We start from the raw sequence: 18,954 nt of genomic DNA, 5'->3' as shown, positions 1-18,954 counted from the left end.
CACAGCAGCTGACAACGAAAGGATCGGGGCAACCGCATGGCCGGTCTCCTCTACCGTCTCGGACGGTTCTCCGCACGACGCCACTGGCTCGTGATCATCGCGTGGGTGGTGATCATGGGCATCGCGGGTGTCACGTACTCGCTCTTCGCCGGCACCATCTCGTCGTCGATCACGATCCCGAACACCAAGACGAGCCAGGTGCAGGACGAGCTCGCCGACAAGTTCCCGTCCGCGAACGGCGGCACCGGCACGATCGTCTTCGAGACGACGAACGGCAAGGCCTTCAGCGACGCCCAGAAGTCCGACGTCGCCGACTTCCTGCAGAAGGTCGAGAAGCTCGACGGCGTCAAGGGCGCCACGAGCGGGTTCGACACCCAGCAGCAGCTCGACGACCAGCGGCAGAAGATCGTCGACGGCCGCGAGCAGATCACCGACGGCCGTGCGCAGATCGAGAGCGGTCAGGAGGAGCTCGACGCGCAGAAGCTGCAGTTGGCGTCCGGCAAGGAGCAGATCGCCAGCGCGCAGGCCCAGCTGAACGCGCAGAAGGCCCAGGCCGAGGCAGCGGGAGGTGCCGCGGCGGCGGCCGCCCAGACCCAGCTCGCCCAGGCGCAGGCCCAGATCGACGCGCAGCAGCAGCAGATCACCTCGGGCGAGCAGCAGATCGAGGCCGCACAGCAGAAGATCGACGACAACACGAAGAAGCTCGACGACAGCGAGCAGGAGCTCGAGCAGGGCTCCAAGCTGCTGGACCTGTCGAAGGACATCCGCTTCGTGTCGTCGAACGGCAGCGCCGTCATCGGCACCGTGCAGTTCACGAAGTCGACCTACGAGGTCCCGGCCGACACGAAGACCCAGATCGCGGACGACGCCGAGGCGGCCGACATCAGCGGCGTCGACGTGTACGTCTCGAACGACATCGCCCAGGGCGTCCCGTCGATCCTCGGCCCCGGTGAGATCGGCGGCGTGATCATCGCCGCGATCGTGCTGTTCCTCATGCTCCGCACGATCATCGGCGCCGCCGTCCCGCTCGTCTCCGCCGTGCTCGGCGTCGGCGTCGCGTCCCTCGCGGCCCTGTCGTTCTCGAGCCTCGTCGAGTTCATCTCGGTCACGCCGGTGCTGGGGGTGATGCTGGGCCTGGCGGTCGGCATCGACTACTCGCTCTTCATCCTCAACCGACACCGGACCCAGCTGAAGCAGGGCATGGGCGTGCACGAGTCCATCGGGCTCGCGAACGGCACCTCCGGCAACGCCGTGGTCTTCGCCGGCGCGACCGTCATCGTCGCGCTGCTCGCCCTGAACATCACGGGCATCCCGTTCCTCGGACTGATGGGCACGGTCGGTGCCGTCGCGGTGTTCTTCGCGATCCTCATCGCGACGTCCTTCACCCCGGCGCTGCTGTCGCTCATCGGGATGCGGATCCTCCGGAAGAAGGAGCGCGCGAAGATCGGCAACACCGACTCGACGCGCGTCCCGAACAAGCCGATGTCGACCTGGCGCGCGGTCATCACGCTCGTCGCCGGCGTCGCGGTGCTCGGCACCATCGCCCTCCCCGCCACGCAGATGCGCCTCGGCCTGCCGACGGGCGCGTCCGAGTCCGTGGAGTCCAGCCAGTACAAGGCGTACAAGGCCCTCGACGACGAGTTCGGTGCCGGCCAGAACGGGCCACTCCTCGTGGTCGCCACCCTGCCGGACTCGGTCAGCGAGGACGACGTCACCGCGACCGAGGTCACCATCGGTGAAGCGATCGCGAAGAACGACGACGTCAAGGCCGTTCTCCCGATCGGCGCCTCGAAGGACCGCGACATCATCGCGTTCCAGGTGAAGCCCGCCGGTGGCCCGGACAGCGTCTCGACCGAGACCCTCGTGAAGGACCTCCGCGAGCAGACCGTCTCCACCGACGACGGGAAGGTCACGCTCGGGGTCGCCGGCAACGCGTCCGCCAACATCGACGTGTCCGAGAAGCTCTCGAACGTGCTGCCGCTCTACCTCGTGGTGGTCGTCGGCCTGTCGCTGATCATCCTCATCATCGTGTTCCGGTCGTTCCTCGTGCCGATCACCGCGACGGCCGGCTTCATCCTGTCCGTCCTGGCGTCGTTCGGTGGCCTGACCGCGATCTACCAGTGGGGCTGGCTCGGCAGCGTGTTCGGGGTGCACGACCCCGCACCGATCCTGAGCTTCCTGCCCATCATCGAGATCGGCATCCTGTTCGGGCTCGCGATGGACTACCAGCTCTTCCTGGTGTCGGGCATGCGCGAGGCGTACGCCCACGGAGCCTCGGCGAAGGTCGCGGTCCAGCGAGGCCTGCACGCCGGTCGCGCAGTGGTCACGGCGGCCGCGATCATCATGATCTCGGTGTTCGCGGGCTTCATCTTCTCGGACTCCTCCACCATCAAGCCGATCGGCTTCGGCCTGGCGTTCGGTGTGCTGGTCGACGCGTTCGTCGTCCGGATGCTGCTCATCCCGGCCGCGATGCACCTGCTCGGCGAGAGCGCGTGGTGGTTCCCGAAGTGGCTCGACCGGATCGTGCCGGACGTCGACGTCGAGGGCGCCAAGCTCGAGCGGTCGCACCCGGCCGGTGGGCACGAGAGCACCCACACCGGGTGGCACGCGCTCCCCGTGGAGCCGGACGCGAACGCGCACGAGTCGGGGCACCCGCCGGCGCACCGCGCGTAGGCACGACGCGACCACCCAGGAGGCGCGGGTCGACCCACACGGGTCGGCCCGCGCCTCCCGTGCGTCGCGGCCGGCTTGCCCGCTGCCCAGGTCCCGCTGCCCAGGTCCCGCTGCCGACTCGGAACGACATCGCCGACGTCGTACGACAGCGACGGTGTCGCAGCCCCGCGCCCGCAACCGTTGCACGCGCGCTCCAGCGACATCGCCGATGTCGTACGACCGCGACAATGTCGCAACCCCGCGCCCGCAACCGCTCGACCGAGCACCGCGCGCAGACCCCGCCCGCTCGTTCGTACACGAACGGTAGGGTGGGCGGATGACCGAGACCGACGTCGACCCGCTCGCCCTCGACCGACAGCTCTGCTTCGCGCTCGCGGCGACGAGCCGGAGCGTCATCGGGCTCTACCGCGACCTGCTCGAACCCATGGGCCTGACGCACCCGCAGTACCTCGTCATGCTGGCCCTCTGGGAGCAGGACCCGCGCTCCGTCCGCGAGATCGCCCGCGAACTCCGGCTCGACTCTGCCACCCTCAGCCCGCTGCTCAAGCGCCTCGAGGCTTCCGGCTACGTCCGCCGCACCCGGAGCACCACGGACGAACGCCAGCTCGAGGTCTCCCTCACCGTCGCCGGGCGCTCCCTGCGCGAACAGGCCCAGGCGGTCCCGATCGCCGTCGCCGACCGCCTCGGCTGGCCGCTGGAACGCCTCGAAGCGCTGAAGGACGAGCTCACCGAACTGCTCGAACGCGTCGACGCCGTGTGATCGGCCGTGTGCTGCGAAGCCGTTCGTGGCACAATGGTTCGTGTACGAACGAAAGGACGGACCGTGGGTCGCTTCGGACAGTGGTACGAACGGTGGAACAGCACGCTCATCGCCAAGATGGGCCCGTCGCAGATCGGCGCCGGCCACCCCGAGGGCATCGACGACCGCACGATCGACCGGGGCTGCCCGATCTGCGGGCAGCCCCTCTCGCAGCACCAGGTGATCCGTCCCGAGGGGCAGGTGCGCTCCTCGACGTTGGTGTGCCCCCGAGCCTGACGATCCGCCGGAACGGGGAATTGCATCCGGCAACACGTCGTTCCCCCCAGACGTGAAGCTCTTCGAACCCGCCGACTTCGGCGCACTCCCCCTGTCGAACCGCATCGTGATGGCGCCCCTCACCCGCACGCGCGCCGGTGAGCACGGCATCCCGAACGACCTGCTCGTCGAGCACTACGCCCAGCGCGCCGGCCTCGGGCTCATCGTCACCGAGGGCACCTGGCCCGTGCAGGAGGGCCGCTCCTACCCCGGGCAGCCCGGCATCGAGACCGACGAGCAGATCGCCGGGTGGCGCCGCGTCGCCGACGCCGTGCACGCCGAGGGCGGTCGAATCGTGATGCAGCTCATGCACGGTGGCCGGGTGTCCCACACCGCCATCTCCGGCACGCCGCGCATCGTCGCCCCGTCCGCGATCGCCGCTCCTGGGCAGACCCACCTCCCCGACGGCTCGAAGGCGGACATGCCCGTCCCCCACGCCCTGACCACCGACGAGGTGCGCGAGGCCGTCCAGGGCTTCGTCCGCGCCGCCCGCAACGCGATCGCCGCCGGACTCGACGGCGTCGAGGTGCACGGGGCGAACGGCTACCTCGTGCACGAGTTCATGTCGGCAGCGTCGAACACGCGCACCGACGAGTACGGCGGTTCGTCAGAGAACCGCGCCCGCTTCGCGATCGAGGTCACCACGGCCGTCGCCGAGGCCATCGGCGCCGACCGCACCGGCATCCGCCTCTCCCCCGAGCACGGCATCCAGGGTGTCCTCGAGAGCGACCCGGCGGACGTCCACGCGGTCTACACCGCCGTCGCCGAGGGCCTCGCGCCGCTCGGACTCGCCTTCGTCGACATCCTGCACGCCGAGCCGACCGGCGACCTCGTGCAGCACATCCGCCGGACCGCGGGCGCCCCGTTCATCGCCAACTCCGGCTTCAGCGCGCTGACCACCCGTGACGAGGCCATCGCCCTCGTCACGCAGGGCCACGCGGACGCCGTGGGCGTCGGTCGCGCTGCGATCGCGAACCCGGACCTCGCGTACCGCTGGGAGCAGGACACCGAGTTGAACGAGCCGCGCCCGGAGCTGTTCTACGGCAACGGCGCAGAGGGCTACACCGACTACCCGACGCTGGCCGAGGTGCGCGCGCAGGTCGCGTAGTCGACGCGACCGGGTCACGGACGGGAGGCGCGGTGCCAGCTGGCACCGCGCCTCCCGTCCGTCCGCCCACCCGGTAGGGTCGTGAGGTCACGAACCGGGGGGAACCGTGCAGGCACTGCGTACACCGATCGACACCACCGCGCTCACCGAGCCGGTCCGCCGCCGCGACGCGCGACGGACCTGGAAGGCCCTCGTCGCCGAGCACCCCGAGGCGCGCGACCTGGTCGGACTCGTCCGACGGATCGTCCTCGGCGCCGGAGCACTCTGCCTGCCGATCGGCCTGCTCGCGTTCACCCTCGTCATCACCGCCACCGTCGCCGAGGGCGGCGAGGACGTGGCGACCGCGGTCCTCGTGCAGAGCGTGATCGGCGCCTTCCTCGGCCTGGCCGGGGTCCTCTGCACCTGGGCGTGGATCCGGGTGCGGCGCCGGCGCCCGCAGAAGCGGGTGCACCACCGCCTCGCCCGGTTCGCGGCAGCCAACGGCATGACCTACAGCCCGGGGCCGACCGGGACCCGTCGTGACGTCCCGCTCGGTCGACGTGGCGCGCTGCACTGCTACCGGGTGCTCCGGACCCCCGGGCCCCGAGGCCTGGAGTTCGCGAACCACGAGCTCGTCCGGTCGACCATGACGAACACCTCGCCGGCGTTCGGCGGGTACTGCGCGATGCGTCTGCCGGTGGCGTTGCCGAACATCCTGCTGCGGTCCGAGGAGGGCCCTCGACGCCCGCTGCACACCTCGTCGGTCGTTCGTGGCTCGCAGGTGCTGTCGTTGGAGGGCGACTTCGACCGCTACTTCCGTCTGTACTGCCCCGCCGGGTACGAACGAGACGCGCTGTACCTGTTCACGCCGGACGTGATGGCGCGGCTCGTCGACCACCTGCGGGGGCTCGACGTCGAGATCGTGGACGACTGGATGTACCTGATCAGCGCCCGCGACCTGATCACGGACCGACCCGAGCGGTGGGAGGCCCTCGCGGCGGCGGTCGACGCCCTCGACGACCGGGTCGAGCGCTGGGCGCGGTGGCGGGACGAACGCTCGGAGGCAGTTGTCGCCGCCGATGACGGCCCGGTCGTGCGGGTGCGGGAGGTCGCGAAGCCCGGACGGCGGCTCCGGACGACCTGGGGTGCCGGGACGGTGCTCATCGTCGGGACGGTGTCGCTCGGGTTCGTCGCGCTGATCGTGGCGATCAACCTGTCCTGACCGGGCGGGTCGGTGTCCGGCGTCCGGCGTCCGGTGTCCGCGGCGTCCGCGGCGTTCCTGTGCGAACGCTCCGGTACGGTGGTCCCGTGGACAACGGGTGGCGCGACGGTCTCTTGGTCGTGTGGATCATCTCCCTGCTGGCGGCGATCGGGCTCTGGGTCTCGGCGATCGTCATCTTCGGCAAGGGACCGGACTCGGTCGAGCTCGTGCCGCTCGCGGCGTCGCTCGCCGGCGCTGCTGCCGTGGTGAGCTTCTGGTGGTTCGTGTCGCTGCTCCTGTGGCTCGCGGTGAGCGCGGTGGTGCGGGAGCACGAGAAGGACCGGCAGCAGGCGGCGCGCCTGCGCTGACGCGGCTCCGCCCCGGGCCCGGCCAGGAACGACGAAGGCCCCGTCGCAGTGCGGCGGGGCCTTCGATCGGTTCGGTGGTGCAGTGCGCTCGAAGGGACTCGAACCCCCAACCTTCTGATCCGTAGTCAGATGCTCTATCCATTGAGCTACGAGCGCGTGGCCTTGCGGCCGTGGAAGACTCTACAACAGCTGCGGCCCCGAACGCCAATCGAGGCCACCCCGAGCCCACCCTCGGCGTGTCGGCCCTCAGAGCGCGGCGAGCTCCTCGTCGAAGACCTCGGCGAGGAACACCTCGAGCGCCCGCCACGACCGACGGTCGGCACGTGCCTGGTACTGGGCGCCGTGGTCCGGTGCGTCGGTGCCGGGGACCGCGAAGGCGTGCATCGCGCCCGCGTAGGTCACGACCTGCCAGTCGACGGTCGGCGCCACCCGCATCTCGTCCTGCCACGCGTGGACCTTCTCGTCCGGCACGACCGGGTCCGCGGCGCCGGTCAGGACGAGCAGCTTCGCCCGGACGTCGGCCGCGTCGGAGGGGTCGTGCGTGAGCAGCCCGCCGTGGAACGAGACTGCGCCGACGAGGTCGGCCCCGGTGCGCGCGAGTTCGAGCGCGGCGGATCCACCGAAGCAGTAGCCCATCACGACGACCCGGGCCGGGTCGACGTCGGGGTCCTCGAGCAGGCGGTCGAGGCCGGCGCGGACGCGGGCCCGCATGAGCGCGAGGTCCTGGTAGAACGACCCGGCGACCTGGGCGGCGGTGTCGTCGCCCGGGCGGACGCCCTCGCCGTAGACGTCGGCACCGAAGGCCACGTACCCGAGGCGGGCGAGCATCGTGACGCGCGCCTCGACGTGCTCGTTGACGCCGTGCCAGTCGTGGACGACGAGCACGGCCGGGCGACGACCGGCGATCGCCGCGTCCTTCGCCAGCACGCCGAGCAGCGGGGTGCCCTCGTGGTCGTAGCGGACGGGGTCGACGCGCACGTCGGCTCCGGCGGGTTCGGGAACGGTCTGCAGGACGTCGTCGATCGTGGTCACGCGTCGGAACCTACGCCGTGGGGTCCGTCAGCAGTCGATGTTGTCCCAGGAACGGGGTCCCTCGGAGCCTGCCGGGTACTCGTCGAGCGGGGCCTTCCCGCTGCGCCAGGCCTGCAGGAACGGCTCGACGACCTTCCAGCCCTGCACGGCGCTGTCCCCGCGGACGGACAGGGTGGCGTCGCCCTCGAGCACCCCGGCGAGCACCTCGCCGTAAGCACTGAGGCGTCCGGGGTTGAACGTGACGTCCAGGCTCGTGTGGTCGATCGTGTACGGGTCGCCGGCGCCGTTGACGTTGAGCTCGAGCTGCATCTCGTCCGGTGCGATCCAGATCCGGAGCCGATCGGGCAGTTCCGCACCGTGCAGGCCGACCGGCACGTGCGGCGAGTCCTTGAAGGTGATCACGATCTCGCGGCGCTGCTCGGCGAGGGCCTTGCCGGACCGCAGCGTGAAGGGCACCCCGGCCCAGCGCCAGTTCGCGATCTCGAGGGTGAGCTGTGCGAGCGTCTCGGTCCCGAGGGACGGGTCCACGCCGTCCTCGTCGGTGTACGACGGCAGCGAGCGGTCGCCGATCGTGCCCGCGGTGTACCGGGCGCGCTTGCCCGCCGCGACGACGTCGCCACCCCACGGCCGGACGGCACGGAGCACGAGCTCCTTCTGGGTGCGCAGGTCGTCCGCGTCGATCGACGCCGGCGCCTCCATCGCGACCACGGCCATCACCTGGAGCAGGTGGCTCTGGATCATGTCGACGAGCGCGCCCGCCTTGTCGTAGTAGCGCGCACGCCCCTCGAGTCCGAGCGTCTCGTCGTAGACGATGTCGACGCGGGCGACGTGTGCGGACGACAGCAGCGGCTCGATGATGCGGTTCGCGAAGCGGAGGCCGAGCAGGTTCAGCACGGTGGACCGGCCGAGGAAGTGGTCGACCCGGTGGATGCGCTCCTCGGGGAGGAACGAGTGCAGCACGTCGTTGAGGTGCTCGGCACTCTCGGCGTCGGTGCCGAACGGCTTCTCCAGCGCCAGGCGCGTCCCGGACGGCAGGTCCAGGTCCTTGAGCACCTCGCAGCTCTTCTCGGTGACGGCGGGCGGCAGGGCGAAGTAGATCGCGGGGTCGTACCGGCAGTCGCCGAGCAGGGTCCGGAGGTCGTCGGCGTCGGTGACGTCGGCCTTGCGGTAGGTCGAGGCGTCGATGACACCGAGGAGCCGCTTGCTGAGGCGCTCACCGCCGTCGGCAGCCCCCTCGTCCTCCTCGTTCTTCGACGCCTGCGCGTTCTCGAAGGACTCGCGGACCTGCGCCTTCCAGTCGGCGTCCGAGATGTCCTCCACGCCGGCTCCGACGAGCTGGACGTCCCAGTCGTCCTTCACCTCGAGGAGGGTGGCCAGGCCCGGCAGGAGGAGTCGCTTGGACAGGTCGCCGCTGGCACCGAGGATGAGCAGGGAGGTCTGGAGGCTCGACATGCCCCAGAACGTACTCACGCGTTCCGGCGTGTGGCCGGGAGACGTCGGTACGGTGGGGTCCAGTCCGGCGCGAGGGAGCACCATGAGCAGTGGGTACGGAGGGCGACGCCTGCGCGTCGCTGTGGTCGGCACCGGCATGATCGCCGGCGTCCACGCGCGAGCCGCCCGCGCGGCCGGGGCCGAGGTCCTCGGGGTGCTCGGTCGGAGTCCGTCCCGTTCCGAGCAGGTCGCCGCCCAGCTCGACCTCCCCCGCGGGTACGCCTCGCTCGACGAGGTGATCGCGGACGCTCCCGACGTCGTGCACGTCTGCACGCCGAACGACCAGCACCACCCGCAGGCCCTCGCGGTCATCCGCGCCGGGATCAGCGTCGTGTGCGAGAAGCCGCTCGCCATCGACGCCGCCGAGGCCGACGAGCTGGTCGAGGCCGCACGGCTGGCCGGCGTCGTGGCCACCGTGCCGTTCGTGTACCGGTACCACCCGATCATCCGGGAGATCCGCGGACGCATGGCCGACGGCGACCTGGGGCGCGTGCTCGCCGTCCACGGCCACTACCTGCAGGACTGGATGCTCGACGAGGACGCCTCGTCGTGGCGGGTCGACGCGGGCTCTGGGGGCCTCTCGCGGGCGTTCGCCGACATCGGCTCGCACTGGTGCGACCTGGTCGAGTTCGTCACGGGTGAGCGCTTCGCCTCGGTCTCGGCCGCGACCGACATCGTCTACCCGACGCGTCCGGCGGCGTCCGGTCCGTCGTTCTCCGGCTCCCCCGACCCCGACCCGGTGGCCGACGCCTCGCAGCGCGCCGAGGTCACCACCGAGGACACCGCGGTCGCTACCTTCCGGACCGACACCGGCCGCATCGGCAACGTGGTCATCTCGCAGGTGGCCTCGGGACGGAAGAACCGGCTGTGGTTCGAGGTCGACGGCACCCGTGGGTCCGCCGCCTTCGACCAGGAGCAGCCGGAGTCGGCCTGGTTCGGGAACGAACGCGGCGCGCAGATCGTCGTCCGAGACCCGTCGCTCGGCGTGCCGGACCAGCGGCGCCTGGCCGTGGTGCCGTCGGGGCACCCGCAGGGCTACCTCGACGCGTTCGCCGCGTTCGTCGCCGACACCTACGACGCGGTCCGGAGCGGACCCGACCCGGACGGGTGGCCCGAGGGTCTGCCGACGTTCGTGGACGGCGCCCGGTCGGCGCACATCATCGACGCCGTGGTCGGCAGCGCAGCCGGCGGCACGTGGCAGGAGATCGGCTGACGGGCACGAACGCGCGTCCCCCTCGTCGCTGAGCGCGTACAGGAACCGCCGAGCACGGTGGGCGCATGAGCACGACCGTGAGCGACTTCGTCATCGACCGCATCAAGGCATGGGGGGTCTCCCGCGTCTTCGGCTACCCAGGCGACGGGATCGGCGCCTTCGACGGTGCCCTCGGCAAGGCGGACGGCGGCGAACGAGCACTCGGGTACGTCCGTCCGACGCACGAGGAGATCGCCGCCCTCATGGCGACCGCGCACGCGAAGTTCACCGGCGAGGTCGGGGTCTGCGTCGCGACGTCGAGCCCGGGCGCGTTCCACATGCTCAACGGGCTGTACGACGCACAGATGGACAACCAGCCGGTGGTCGCGATCGTCGGTCAGCAGGGACTGGCCTCGATCGGGACGTTCACGCAGCAGGAGTCGAACCTCGAGCGGGTGTTCGCCGACGTCGCGTGCTACGTCGAGACCGTGACGACGCCGGACGCCGTCGGGGTCGTCGTCGACACCGCGTTCCGGACGGCGATGCTCCGCAAGCAGCCGGCCGTGGTCGTCCTCCCGCATGACGTGCAGGCGATGGCGTACGAGGAGCCGGGCGTCGAGCACTGGGTCTCCCGCTCGAGCGACGTCCCCGCGTCGACCCGGATCACCCCACCCGCCGAGGACGTCCGGCGCTTCGCCGAGATCCTCAACGCCGGCGAGAAGATCACCTTCCTCGTCGGGGCCGGTGCCCGCGGTGCGACGGACCAGGTCCTCGCCGCGGCGGAGAAGACCGGTGCCGGCATCATCACGGCGCTCCGCGGCAAGGACGTCGTCCCGTCGGACGTGCCCTACCACACGCAGCAGGTCGGGCTCCTCGGGTCGCGACCGAGCCTCACGCAGATCAAGGAGTGCGACACGATCGTGCTCCTCGGGACGAACTACCCCTACGGCGAGTACCTGCCGGAGTCCGGCCAGGCACGCGGTGTGCAGGTGGACATCAAGCCCGAGCAGCTCGGCCTGCGGTACCCGACCGAGCTCAACCTCTGGGGCGACGTCGGTGCGACGCTCGAGGCAGTCCTGCCCCTCCTCGAGCAGACGTCGGACCGCAGCTGGCAGGAGCGGCTCGCCGACGAGATGCGCGAGTGGGAGGCGGAGATGGCCCGCCAGGCCGAGGTCGCCTACGACGACGGGGTGAACCCCCGACGCGTCATCCGCGCGGTGAACGACCACCTGCCCGAGGGCGTCACGGTGACCTGCGACGCCGGGACGACCGCCGACTGGTACGGGCACCACATCCGCCTGCGTCGCGGCATGCACGGCGACATGTCCGGCCGGCTCGCGACCATGCTCGCCGCGATGCCCTACGCGGTGACGGCCAAGTTCGCCTTCCCGGACAAGCCCGCCGTGTGCACCATCGGTGACGGGGCCTTCCAGATGCTCGGTATGAACGAGCTCATCACCGTGAAGAAGTACATGGCCCAGTGGCCGAACCAGCAGCTCGTCATCGTGATCATGCACAACGACGACCTCGGTCAGGTCTCGTGGGAGATGCGCACGGAGGACGGCAACCCGATGTGGCGGGGGTCGCAGGACGTCGAGACGATGGACTACGCGGGGTACGCCGAGCTCCTCGGGTTCACGGGCATCGCGGTGCACCGCGACGACGAGGTCGAGGCTGCCGTCCAGCGGGCGTTCGACAACCCGGGCGTGACCGTCATCGACGCGTACGTGAGCCGGAACGTGCCTCCGCTCCCGCCGCACATCACCGCCGAGTACGCGATGAACACCGCGAAGAGCCTGCTCAAGGGCGACCCGGTCGAGCTGGACGTCGTCAAGGACTCCGCGAAGGCGATGGCGGCGGAGGCGGTCGAACGGGTGAAGGGCGTGTTCGGCCGGGACTGACGGCACGCTGGGCATCACCGATGTGAACATCGTGTGACGCGTCCGGGGGGCAGCTGGCGTGTCGCCTGTGCGTTCTCCTAGGTTCGACGCCGATGAACACTTCCCACCACTCACGAACGCGTCGCGGGCGCTTCGTCGCGGGCGCTGCGCTCGCGACCGCCGGTGTCCTCGTCGCACTGTCCGTCCCGTCCGTCGCCGGCGCAGCCGAGGGCGACACGACGATCGACCTCTACGACGTCAACGACTTCCACGGCCGCATCGCACAGTCGATCTCGCAGACCGACGGCAAGCCGACCCCGCGCGACGGCGACGCCGCCGGTGCCGCGACCCTGGCGGGTGCGCTCGAGCAGCTCCGCGGGCCGGACCCGACGACGTCCGCGTTCGTCAGCTCCGGCGACAACATCGGCGGATCGACGTTCGAGTCCTTCATCCAGGACGACCAGCCGACGATCGACGTCCTCAACCAGATGGACCTCTCCGTCAGTGCCATCGGGAACCACGAGCTCGACAAGGGCCAGGACGACCTGCGCGACCGCGTCATCGGACCCCAGGGCGACCGGAACGCGCAGTGGGACTACGTCTCGGCGAACATCCTCGACACCGCGACGGGCAAGCCCGCGTTCGACCCGTACGCGATCGAGGAGATCAGCGGCAAGCGCGTCGGGTTCATCGGCGCCACGGTCGACCTCGTCGGACAGGGCCTCGTGAGCCCGGCCGGCATCGAGGGCCTCGAGATGGGCGACATCACGACCGAGGTGAACAAGGTCGCAGCGGACCTCACCGACGGCGTCGAGGGCAACGGCGAGGCCGACGTCCTCGTCCTGCTCGTGCACGACGGTGCCGAGTCCGCTGCTGCGACGGACCTCGACGGCGACTCCGACTTCGCCCGTGCCGTCCGCGACGTGGACCCCCGTGTCTCGGCGATCCTCTCCGCGCACACCCACCAGACGTACGTGCACCAGGCGAAGATCGGCGACGGTCCGGCCACCCGCCCGGTGATCCAGACCGGCTCGTACGGCTTCAACCTCGGACACGTGCAGCTCACCGTCGCGGCGGACGGCACCGTCACGTCGACCGTCGCGGAGAACATCCGGCTCGTCGACGGGACCTTCACGCCCGACGCCGACGTGCAGGCCACCGTCGACGACGCGGTGGCCGAGGCCGAGGTCCTCGGTGCGGTCGAGCTCGGCACGGTCGACCGCGACCTGGGCCGTGCGAAGCAGCGCAACGGTTCCGAGAACCGCGGCGGCGAGTCCACGCTGGGGAACTTCGTCGCCGAGGTGCAGCGCGCAGCGACGACCCGCCAGGGCTCGCAGATCGCGTTCATGAACCCCGGCGGGCTCCGGGCCGACATCGCGTCGGGCACGGTCACCTACAAGGAGGCCGCGGTCGTCCAGCCCTTCGCCAACACGCTCGTCGTCCTCGACCTGACCGGCGCGCAGATCCGGCAGGCGCTCGAACAGCAGTGGCAGCCCTCCGGGTCGAGCCGGCCGTTCCTCAAGCTCGGCGCCTCAGACGGCTTCGGGTACACCTACGACCCTGGTGCTCCGGCCGGCTCGCGCATCACCACGATGACCCTCGACGGAACGGCGATCGACGCGGACACGACCTACAAGGTCACCGTCAACTCGTTCCTCGCGGGCGGCGGCGACAACTTCGCCGCGTTCAAGCAGGCGGCGGCGAAGCAGGACAGCGGCAAGGTCGACCTCGAGGCGCAGGTCGAGTACTTCCGCGCGGACCCCACGGTGACGGTCGCCCACGACCAGCGCTCCACCGGCATCCGCACGACGGCGACCCCGGACGGCGGCTTCCAGCCCGGGGACCGGGTCACCATCGAGCTCTCCTCGCTGACGTTCAGCAACGAACCCGACCAGGGCGGCACGGTCACGGTCAGCGCCGGTGGGAAGGAACTCGACCGCGCGACGATCGACACGACGATCGTCGACACGACGGACGAGCAGGGACAGGCGACGCTGTCCTTCCTCGTCCCCGGCGCAACCACGGACCCCGCGACCGCACTGGGCCGAGCAGCCGGCACGACGACCCTCGCGGCAGCCGTGGCCCCGGCCGCCACGACCGACGAGCCCCTCGTCGTCACGCTGCCGAACGGGCAGACGATCACGCTCGCGGTGACGATCCCCGTCGCCGCGGCCGTGGACCCGACCGATCCGACCGACCCCGCTGACCCCACGGACCCGACCGACCCGGGCACGCCTGGTACCCCGGGCGCCGGCGGCGGTGACGACGGTGCGGTCGGTGTCGACACCGACGGTGACGGCGTCGTCGACGGCACGGTCCCGGCGAACGCCGGCGGAGCGCTCGCGTACACCGGTGCCGACATCGCGGCCCCGGCCGTCGCAGCCGGCCTCCTGGTCCTCGCGGGCCTCGTGGCGCTGGTGCTCGCGCGTCGGAAGCGCGCCGAGCGCGAGGCGACGGACCTGACGGACTGACGCCGCGCCTCCAGGCAGGAGAACGGGCCGTCCCACCCAGGTGGGACGGCCCGTTCTCGTGGGTCCAGGAGGCGCGGTGCCGGTCCGCAGCGTCGGCGCCCGTCCGCGGGTGGCCCGCGACGCTTGTCCCATCACGGTACCTCCCTGCTGTACCGGCGATCGGCGGGGTACGCTCAGCCCTGTCGCATCGCGACGCGTCGCGCTGGGTCGCCTCTCATCCCGGACGGTGGTTCCGCCCGGGGGACTCCGCGACGCGGGTGCTCTCCGTCTCCAGGGAAACGACGGAGGGCACCCATCTCACTGCCTCAGCGGAAGAGCTGCTCGCCGATGTACGAGCCCTTGCGCGGAGCCGGCGGGACGGCGAACACGCCGCTCCCGATGTGCGAGACGTACTCGTTGAGCCGGTCGGAGGCGCCGAGCTTCCGCTGGAGCGTCGTGAAGTGCTCCGGGTCGTTCATGTACGCCGCGAAGAGCAGCCCCGCGTCGAGCTGACCGTACTGGTTGAGCCCGTCGGTGTAGTTGTACGGCCGCCGCAGGATCTTCACGCCGCCGTTCGCCTCGTGGGCCGCGAGCGCGATGTGCGACGTCGGGTCGATCTTCGTCGTGCCGTCCGAGCCCTTCGCGTGGAAGTCCGGTGTGGTGTGCTCCGAGCCGCCGGAGAGCGGTCCGCCCTCGATCTTCGTGCGGCCGAACACGCGCTGCTGGTCGCTGACGACGTCCGCGTCCCAGATCTCGATGTTCATCCGGATCTTCCGCACGACCTGGTACGTGCCGCCGCGCATCCAGCCGGCCCCGGACCCCGGTTCGTCGACCCAGACGAAGCGTTCGTAGTCCTCGTCGGTGGTGATGTTCCGGGTGCCGTCCTTGAACCCCATGAGGTTCCGGGGCGTGGACTGGTCGGGCCCGGCCGAGGCGCGACCGAAGCCGAGCACCGTCCACCGCACGGTCGCGGTGCCGCGGGCCATCCGGGCGAGGTCGCGGACCGCGTGGTACGCCACCTGCGGGTCGTCCGCACACGCTTGCAGGGACAGGTCGCCGCCGGTGAGGGCACGGTCGAGGTTGTCGCTCGGCAGCGTCGGGATCGCGGCGAGGTGCGCCGGCTTCTTCGACGCGAGACCGAAGCGCTCGTCGAAGAGCCCCGGGCCGAGGCCGACGGTGACCGTCAGGGACGCGGGACCGAGGTCGAGCGCCTCCCCCGTGTCCGCACCGACGCCGTCGCCGTGGGCGGGTTCGACGCTGCCGACGGTCTTCCCGGCCTGCAGCTGCGCGATCGACGCCGACCAGCGGGCGAGGAGCACCTGCAGGTCGGTCCGGACCGTCGAGGACATGTCGAACGTCATGAACACGCAGTACCGCTGCGGAGCGGTCTGCACCCCGCCCTGCGGCTGCCGCGCGGCGGTCGCGTAGAACGGGTGGCTCCGCGAGAGGTCGATCGACTCGTCGCCGTTCGTCGCCGCGGTGAACGGGTTCACCCCGGTCGCGGCCGTGGCACCGGCGACGCCGGCAGCGGCTCCGAGGCCGGCTCCGGCCGCCGCGACGCCGGCGGTCACACCGGCGGTCAGGCCGGCGCCGAAGAGCCCGCGGCGGGACAGGGGCGGGGCGCTCGTCCCGTCGCGGGCCGGCTCGTCGTGCGGGGTCGTCACGCGGTGGCGACCTTCTCGGCGAGGCGGGACAGCGGGTCCTGCAGCGCCTGGACCTGCTGCGAGATCGTGTTCGCGTCCGAGGCCTTGGTCGCGGCGTCCCACGTGTCGAAGCCGCCGAGGTCGTCGGCGTTGCGGTAGCCGTCCATGAGCGTGTTCGTGCGGTCGAACTGCGTCGCGATCTGCTTCGTCAGCGTCGGGTCGAGCTTCGTCAGGCCCGGCTTGAGGTACGCGAAGGCCTGGCGGGCGCCCTCCACGTTCGCGGCGAGGTCGACGAGGTCGATGTGGCTGTACGCCTCCTCCTCGCCGGTGATCTTGTTCGACTGGACCTCCTCGAGCAGGCCCGCGGCACCGTTGGCGAGGTCCTCGGGCTTGTAGTCGAGGGTCGGCACGAGCTTCGCGAGCAGCTGCACGTTCTCGGTCAGGTCGGCGGCGGTCTGCTTGGTCGAGGCGGTGATCGCCCCCGCCTCGAACAGGTCCTTCTCGACCGCGTGGAACCCGCTCCAGCCGACGGCCGGGTCGAGGTTCGAGGCGCGCATGTCGATGAGGTAGTCGAGGTTGCCGGCGTTGTCGGTCGCCTTGAAGCCCTTCTTCACGAAGCCGTCGACGTCGCTCTCGACGTGCTCGTAGAACGGACGGGCGTTCGCGTAGTCGGTCTTCGCGGCGGCGAGGTCACCCGCGTCGACGTCCTTCTGCAGCTGCTCGACCGCGGCGACCATGTCGGTGACCTGGCCGTCGACGTACTCGGCGTAGCCCTTCGTGCCCTCGTCGAGGAGGGTCGCGGCGCTGCTGTTCGCCGTCGAGGTCACCTTGCCGGTGACGGTGAAGTCCGCGAGCTCCTGGTCGGCGCCGGGGCAGTACACCTGGTACTTGCCGCCGGTGAGCGTGGCGGTGAACGTGACCGCGGCGAGCCCGGGCGCGAGGTTCTCCTTCTCGCCGAGGATGCGCTGGTCCTGCAGCAGCTCGACCTCGGTGATCGCGGTCGACGACTCGTTCTTCACGGTGAACGTGACCGGACCGGCGGGGACCTTCGTGGTCGACACGGCGCACTTGTCGGAGCCGTCGTTCGTCAGTGTGACCGAGACGCGGGAGACCTTGCCGGAGCTGCTCGCGGTGTCACCCGCCGACGTGGACGAGTTCGCGCAGCCGGTCAGGGCGAGGGCGGTGACGACGCCGAGGGCGCCGAGGGTGGTCAGGGGGCGGGCAGTCCTACCGAACGGCATACTCAGGGCTCCTCGTGGGGTCGTCCGCGGGTGGGCCGCGTGACGGGTCGGTTTCGGGGGTGGTGGTCGTGGGCTCCGGCCGCCGACGGCGGTCGCGGAGGGCGAGCAACGCCTGGGCAGCGGCGGCGACGCCCAGGGCGATCGGCAGCCAGGCCTTCCAGAGCAGCAGCTCGGCGGAGCGGGTGTCCGCGGCCGCCACCGCGGTGGCGGCCTGCTGGACGCGGGCGTCCGGCACGGACCAGACGGTGCGGTCGAGGGTCGTGGTGCGAGCGGACGGGAGGCCCCCACCGCTCAACGTGAGCACGGTGCGTTCCGCGCGGCTCGCGTCCAGGACGCCACCCCGGACGGTCCAGAGGCTGACAGTGTCGCGGACGGCCCAGCGCGCCGAGAACGGCCCGGGGTTCGTGCTCGGTGAGATGCCGACGGGGACGCGGCCGAACAGGTCGACGAGGTCGTCGAGCGTCAGGGTCGACGGCCGCTGCGCGGCCGACCCGTCCTCGGTCCGCCGCCAGCGGTCGGCGGTCACGCCCGCGCGGGTGACGCGCCGGTGGGTCGACGCCGGGAAGGCGAACCGCGCCTCCTGGCCCGTGCCGCTGGTGCGCATGCTCGCGGCCGTCCCGTCGACGGACGCGGTGACGGAGCCGCCGCCGGTCACGGCGGTCGTGGACGGGAGGTCGACGCCCCCGGTCGGGACCGCGATCGCCAGGGTCGCAGCGGCGACGGCGAGGACACCGGCGATGCCGAGCCGCACGGCCGGGACCCGTTCGCGCGACGGGCGCCAAGCACGCGGCCAGAGGGAGATCGCGAGGACGGGGACGACGTAGAGCACCCAGCCGAGCACCTCGATGACCCGGGGGTCCGGCGGGATGCCGAGGACGCCGGTGACGAGGGCGCCCTGCACGGAGCCGTTCGGCGCGAGCCAGCTGAGGTCGACCGTGCGCTGCTGCCCGATCACGATCCACCCGGCCTCGTGCGCGCGACGGAGCACGGTCAGCACGAGCCCGCCGGCGACGAACACGAGGAAGATCCCGGTCCCGGTGAAGAACTTCGACAGGTTCAGCCGGACGCCGCCGGTGTAGATGCCGTACCCGACGACCACGGCGCCCGCGATGCCGATGACCGCACCGAGTGCCGCGAGCCCGGTGTCCGACGACGCCTGGAACGTGGCGAGCAGGAAGACCGCGGTCTCGAAGCCCTCCTTGAGGACGGCGAGGAAGGCCATGCCGGCGAGCGCCCAGGCGGTGCCGCGGCCGAGGGCCTCGGTCGCGCTCGCCTCGAGCTCGGTCGTGAGCGTCCGCGCGTGGGTGCGCATCCAGACGATCATGCCCGTCACGAAGACGACGGCGACGATGCCGATGATCGCCTCCATGCCCTCCTGCTGGGCCTGCGGGAGCGCCTGCTCGACGACCTGCAGGCCGAAGCCCACGGCGATGCTGAGCACCACGGCGACCCCGACGCCGAACCACATGGGGGCGAGGGGGACGCGGTAGCGACGGAGGAACGCGGCGATGATGCCGACGATGAGCGTCGCTTCGAGGCCTTCACGGAGGCCGATGACGAGGGTGGCGAGCATGGCAAAGGTGAGGCTAACCTAACCAGCGCGCGACCCGCCACCTCCCGC

General features: G+C 71.2%; 14 protein-coding genes and 1 tRNA gene. 9 read left to right on the top strand and 6 right to left on the bottom strand.

Going from position 1 to position 18,954, the window contains the following annotated elements; genetic code table 11:
- The first annotated feature begins 36 nt into the window (after positions 1–36).
- From ACEN8D_RS15710 to ACEN8D_RS15685, 6 genes are all read left to right on the top strand, one after another.
- On the top strand, positions 37–2,673 hold the full coding sequence (locus tag ACEN8D_RS15710) for an MMPL family transporter (RefSeq protein ID WP_413398068.1): 2,637 nt from the start codon (positions 37–39) through the stop codon (positions 2,671–2,673).
- 316 nt (positions 2,674–2,989) lie between these two features.
- Positions 2,990–3,433 carry a MarR family winged helix-turn-helix transcriptional regulator gene (locus ACEN8D_RS15705; RefSeq protein WP_413398069.1) on the top strand — a complete coding sequence of 148 codons (444 nt, stop codon included), beginning with the start codon at positions 2,990–2,992 and terminating at the stop codon, positions 3,431–3,433.
- A 63-nt stretch (positions 3,434–3,496) separates the two neighbouring features.
- Positions 3,497–3,709: a hypothetical protein gene (locus ACEN8D_RS15700; RefSeq protein WP_175473687.1), complete on the top strand. Its 213-nt coding sequence runs from the start codon at positions 3,497–3,499 to the stop codon at positions 3,707–3,709.
- Positions 3,710–3,761: 52 nt separating this feature from the next.
- Positions 3,762–4,856: an alkene reductase gene (locus ACEN8D_RS15695; RefSeq protein ID WP_413398070.1), complete on the top strand. Its 1,095-nt coding sequence runs from the start codon at positions 3,762–3,764 to the stop codon at positions 4,854–4,856.
- Positions 4,857–4,962: 106 nt separating this feature from the next.
- The gene (locus ACEN8D_RS15690) at positions 4,963–6,057 is read left to right on the top strand and encodes a hypothetical protein (protein WP_413398071.1); all 1,095 of its coding nucleotides are present in this window, start codon (positions 4,963–4,965) and stop codon (positions 6,055–6,057) included.
- Between the two features lie 86 nt (positions 6,058–6,143).
- Positions 6,144–6,404: a hypothetical protein gene (locus ACEN8D_RS15685; protein ID WP_413398072.1), complete on the top strand. Its 261-nt coding sequence runs from the start codon at positions 6,144–6,146 to the stop codon at positions 6,402–6,404.
- Positions 6,405–6,487: 83 nt separating this feature from the next.
- On the opposite strand, the gene ACEN8D_RS15680 is transcribed toward ACEN8D_RS15685, so the two are convergent.
- From ACEN8D_RS15680 to ACEN8D_RS15670, 3 genes are all read right to left on the bottom strand, one after another.
- A tRNA-Arg gene (locus ACEN8D_RS15680) sits at positions 6,488–6,560 on the bottom strand.
- Between the two features lie 90 nt (positions 6,561–6,650).
- The gene (locus ACEN8D_RS15675; RefSeq protein ID WP_413398073.1) at positions 6,651–7,436 is read right to left on the bottom strand and encodes a dienelactone hydrolase family protein; all 786 of its coding nucleotides are present in this window, start codon (positions 7,434–7,436) and stop codon (positions 6,651–6,653) included.
- Positions 7,437–7,463: 27 nt separating this feature from the next.
- Positions 7,464–8,888 carry a glucose-6-phosphate dehydrogenase gene (locus tag ACEN8D_RS15670; protein ID WP_413398074.1) on the bottom strand — a complete coding sequence of 475 codons (1,425 nt, stop codon included), beginning with the start codon at positions 8,886–8,888 and terminating at the stop codon, positions 7,464–7,466.
- 82 nt (positions 8,889–8,970) lie between these two features.
- Between ACEN8D_RS15670 and ACEN8D_RS15665 the strand changes: the two genes are divergently transcribed.
- The 3 genes from ACEN8D_RS15665 (at position 8,971) to ACEN8D_RS15655 (ending at position 14,470) form a co-directional block, all read left to right on the top strand.
- On the top strand, positions 8,971–10,140 hold the full coding sequence (locus tag ACEN8D_RS15665) for a Gfo/Idh/MocA family protein (protein ID WP_413398075.1): 1,170 nt from the start codon (positions 8,971–8,973) through the stop codon (positions 10,138–10,140).
- A 65-nt stretch (positions 10,141–10,205) separates the two neighbouring features.
- Positions 10,206–12,020, top strand: coding sequence for a thiamine pyrophosphate-requiring protein (locus ACEN8D_RS15660; protein ID WP_413398076.1), 1,815 nt, complete (start codon positions 10,206–10,208; stop codon positions 12,018–12,020).
- Positions 12,021–12,112: 92 nt separating this feature from the next.
- The gene (locus ACEN8D_RS15655; protein WP_413398077.1) at positions 12,113–14,470 is read left to right on the top strand and encodes a bifunctional metallophosphatase/5'-nucleotidase; all 2,358 of its coding nucleotides are present in this window, start codon (positions 12,113–12,115) and stop codon (positions 14,468–14,470) included.
- A gap of 305 nt (positions 14,471–14,775) precedes the next feature.
- On the opposite strand, the gene ACEN8D_RS15650 is transcribed toward ACEN8D_RS15655, so the two are convergent.
- From ACEN8D_RS15650 to efeU, 3 genes are read right to left on the bottom strand one after another with little or no spacing between them, the layout of a single operon-like run.
- A complete protein-coding gene (locus ACEN8D_RS15650; RefSeq protein ID WP_309780332.1) occupies positions 14,776–16,113 on the bottom strand; it encodes a Dyp-type peroxidase in 1,338 nt (445 codons plus the stop codon).
- The gene (gene efeO, locus ACEN8D_RS15645) at positions 16,110–17,333 is read right to left on the bottom strand and encodes an iron uptake system protein EfeO (protein ID WP_413400290.1); all 1,224 of its coding nucleotides are present in this window, start codon (positions 17,331–17,333) and stop codon (positions 16,110–16,112) included. Before efeO ends, ACEN8D_RS15650 begins: the two co-directional genes overlap by 4 nt.
- On the bottom strand, positions 17,320–18,906 hold the full coding sequence (gene efeU / locus ACEN8D_RS15640) for an iron uptake transporter permease EfeU (protein WP_413461808.1): 1,587 nt from the start codon (positions 18,904–18,906) through the stop codon (positions 17,320–17,322). The genes efeO and efeU overlap by 14 nt, the downstream gene beginning before the upstream one ends.
- Positions 18,907–18,954: the final 48 nt, after the last annotated feature.

Source organism: Curtobacterium sp. Curtsp22 (assembly GCF_059492135.1).
The sequence above is the reverse complement of the archived record's forward strand: the minus strand, read 5'-3'. Positions and strand labels throughout refer to the sequence as shown.

Bases quoted from the DNA above. Each gene is read 5' to 3' on its own strand.
- ACEN8D_RS15670 (WP_413398074.1), bottom strand. From the start codon at position 8,888: ATGTCGAGCCTCCAGACCTCCCTGCTCATCCTCGGTGCCAGCGGCGAC.
- ACEN8D_RS15710 (WP_413398068.1), top strand. From the start codon at position 37: ATGGCCGGTCTCCTCTACCGTCTCGGACGGTTCTCCGCACGACGCCAC.
- ACEN8D_RS15705 (WP_413398069.1), top strand. From the start codon at position 2,990: ATGACCGAGACCGACGTCGACCCGCTCGCCCTCGACCGACAGCTCTGC.
- ACEN8D_RS15655 (WP_413398077.1), top strand. From the start codon at position 12,113: ATGAACACTTCCCACCACTCACGAACGCGTCGCGGGCGCTTCGTCGCG.
- efeU (WP_413461808.1), bottom strand. From the start codon at position 18,906: ATGCTCGCCACCCTCGTCATCGGCCTCCGTGAAGGCCTCGAAGCGACG.
- efeO (WP_413400290.1), bottom strand. From the start codon at position 17,333: ATGCCGTTCGGTAGGACTGCCCGCCCCCTGACCACCCTCGGCGCCCTC.
- ACEN8D_RS15665 (WP_413398075.1), top strand. From the start codon at position 8,971: ATGAGCAGTGGGTACGGAGGGCGACGCCTGCGCGTCGCTGTGGTCGGC.
- ACEN8D_RS15660 (WP_413398076.1), top strand. From the start codon at position 10,206: ATGAGCACGACCGTGAGCGACTTCGTCATCGACCGCATCAAGGCATGG.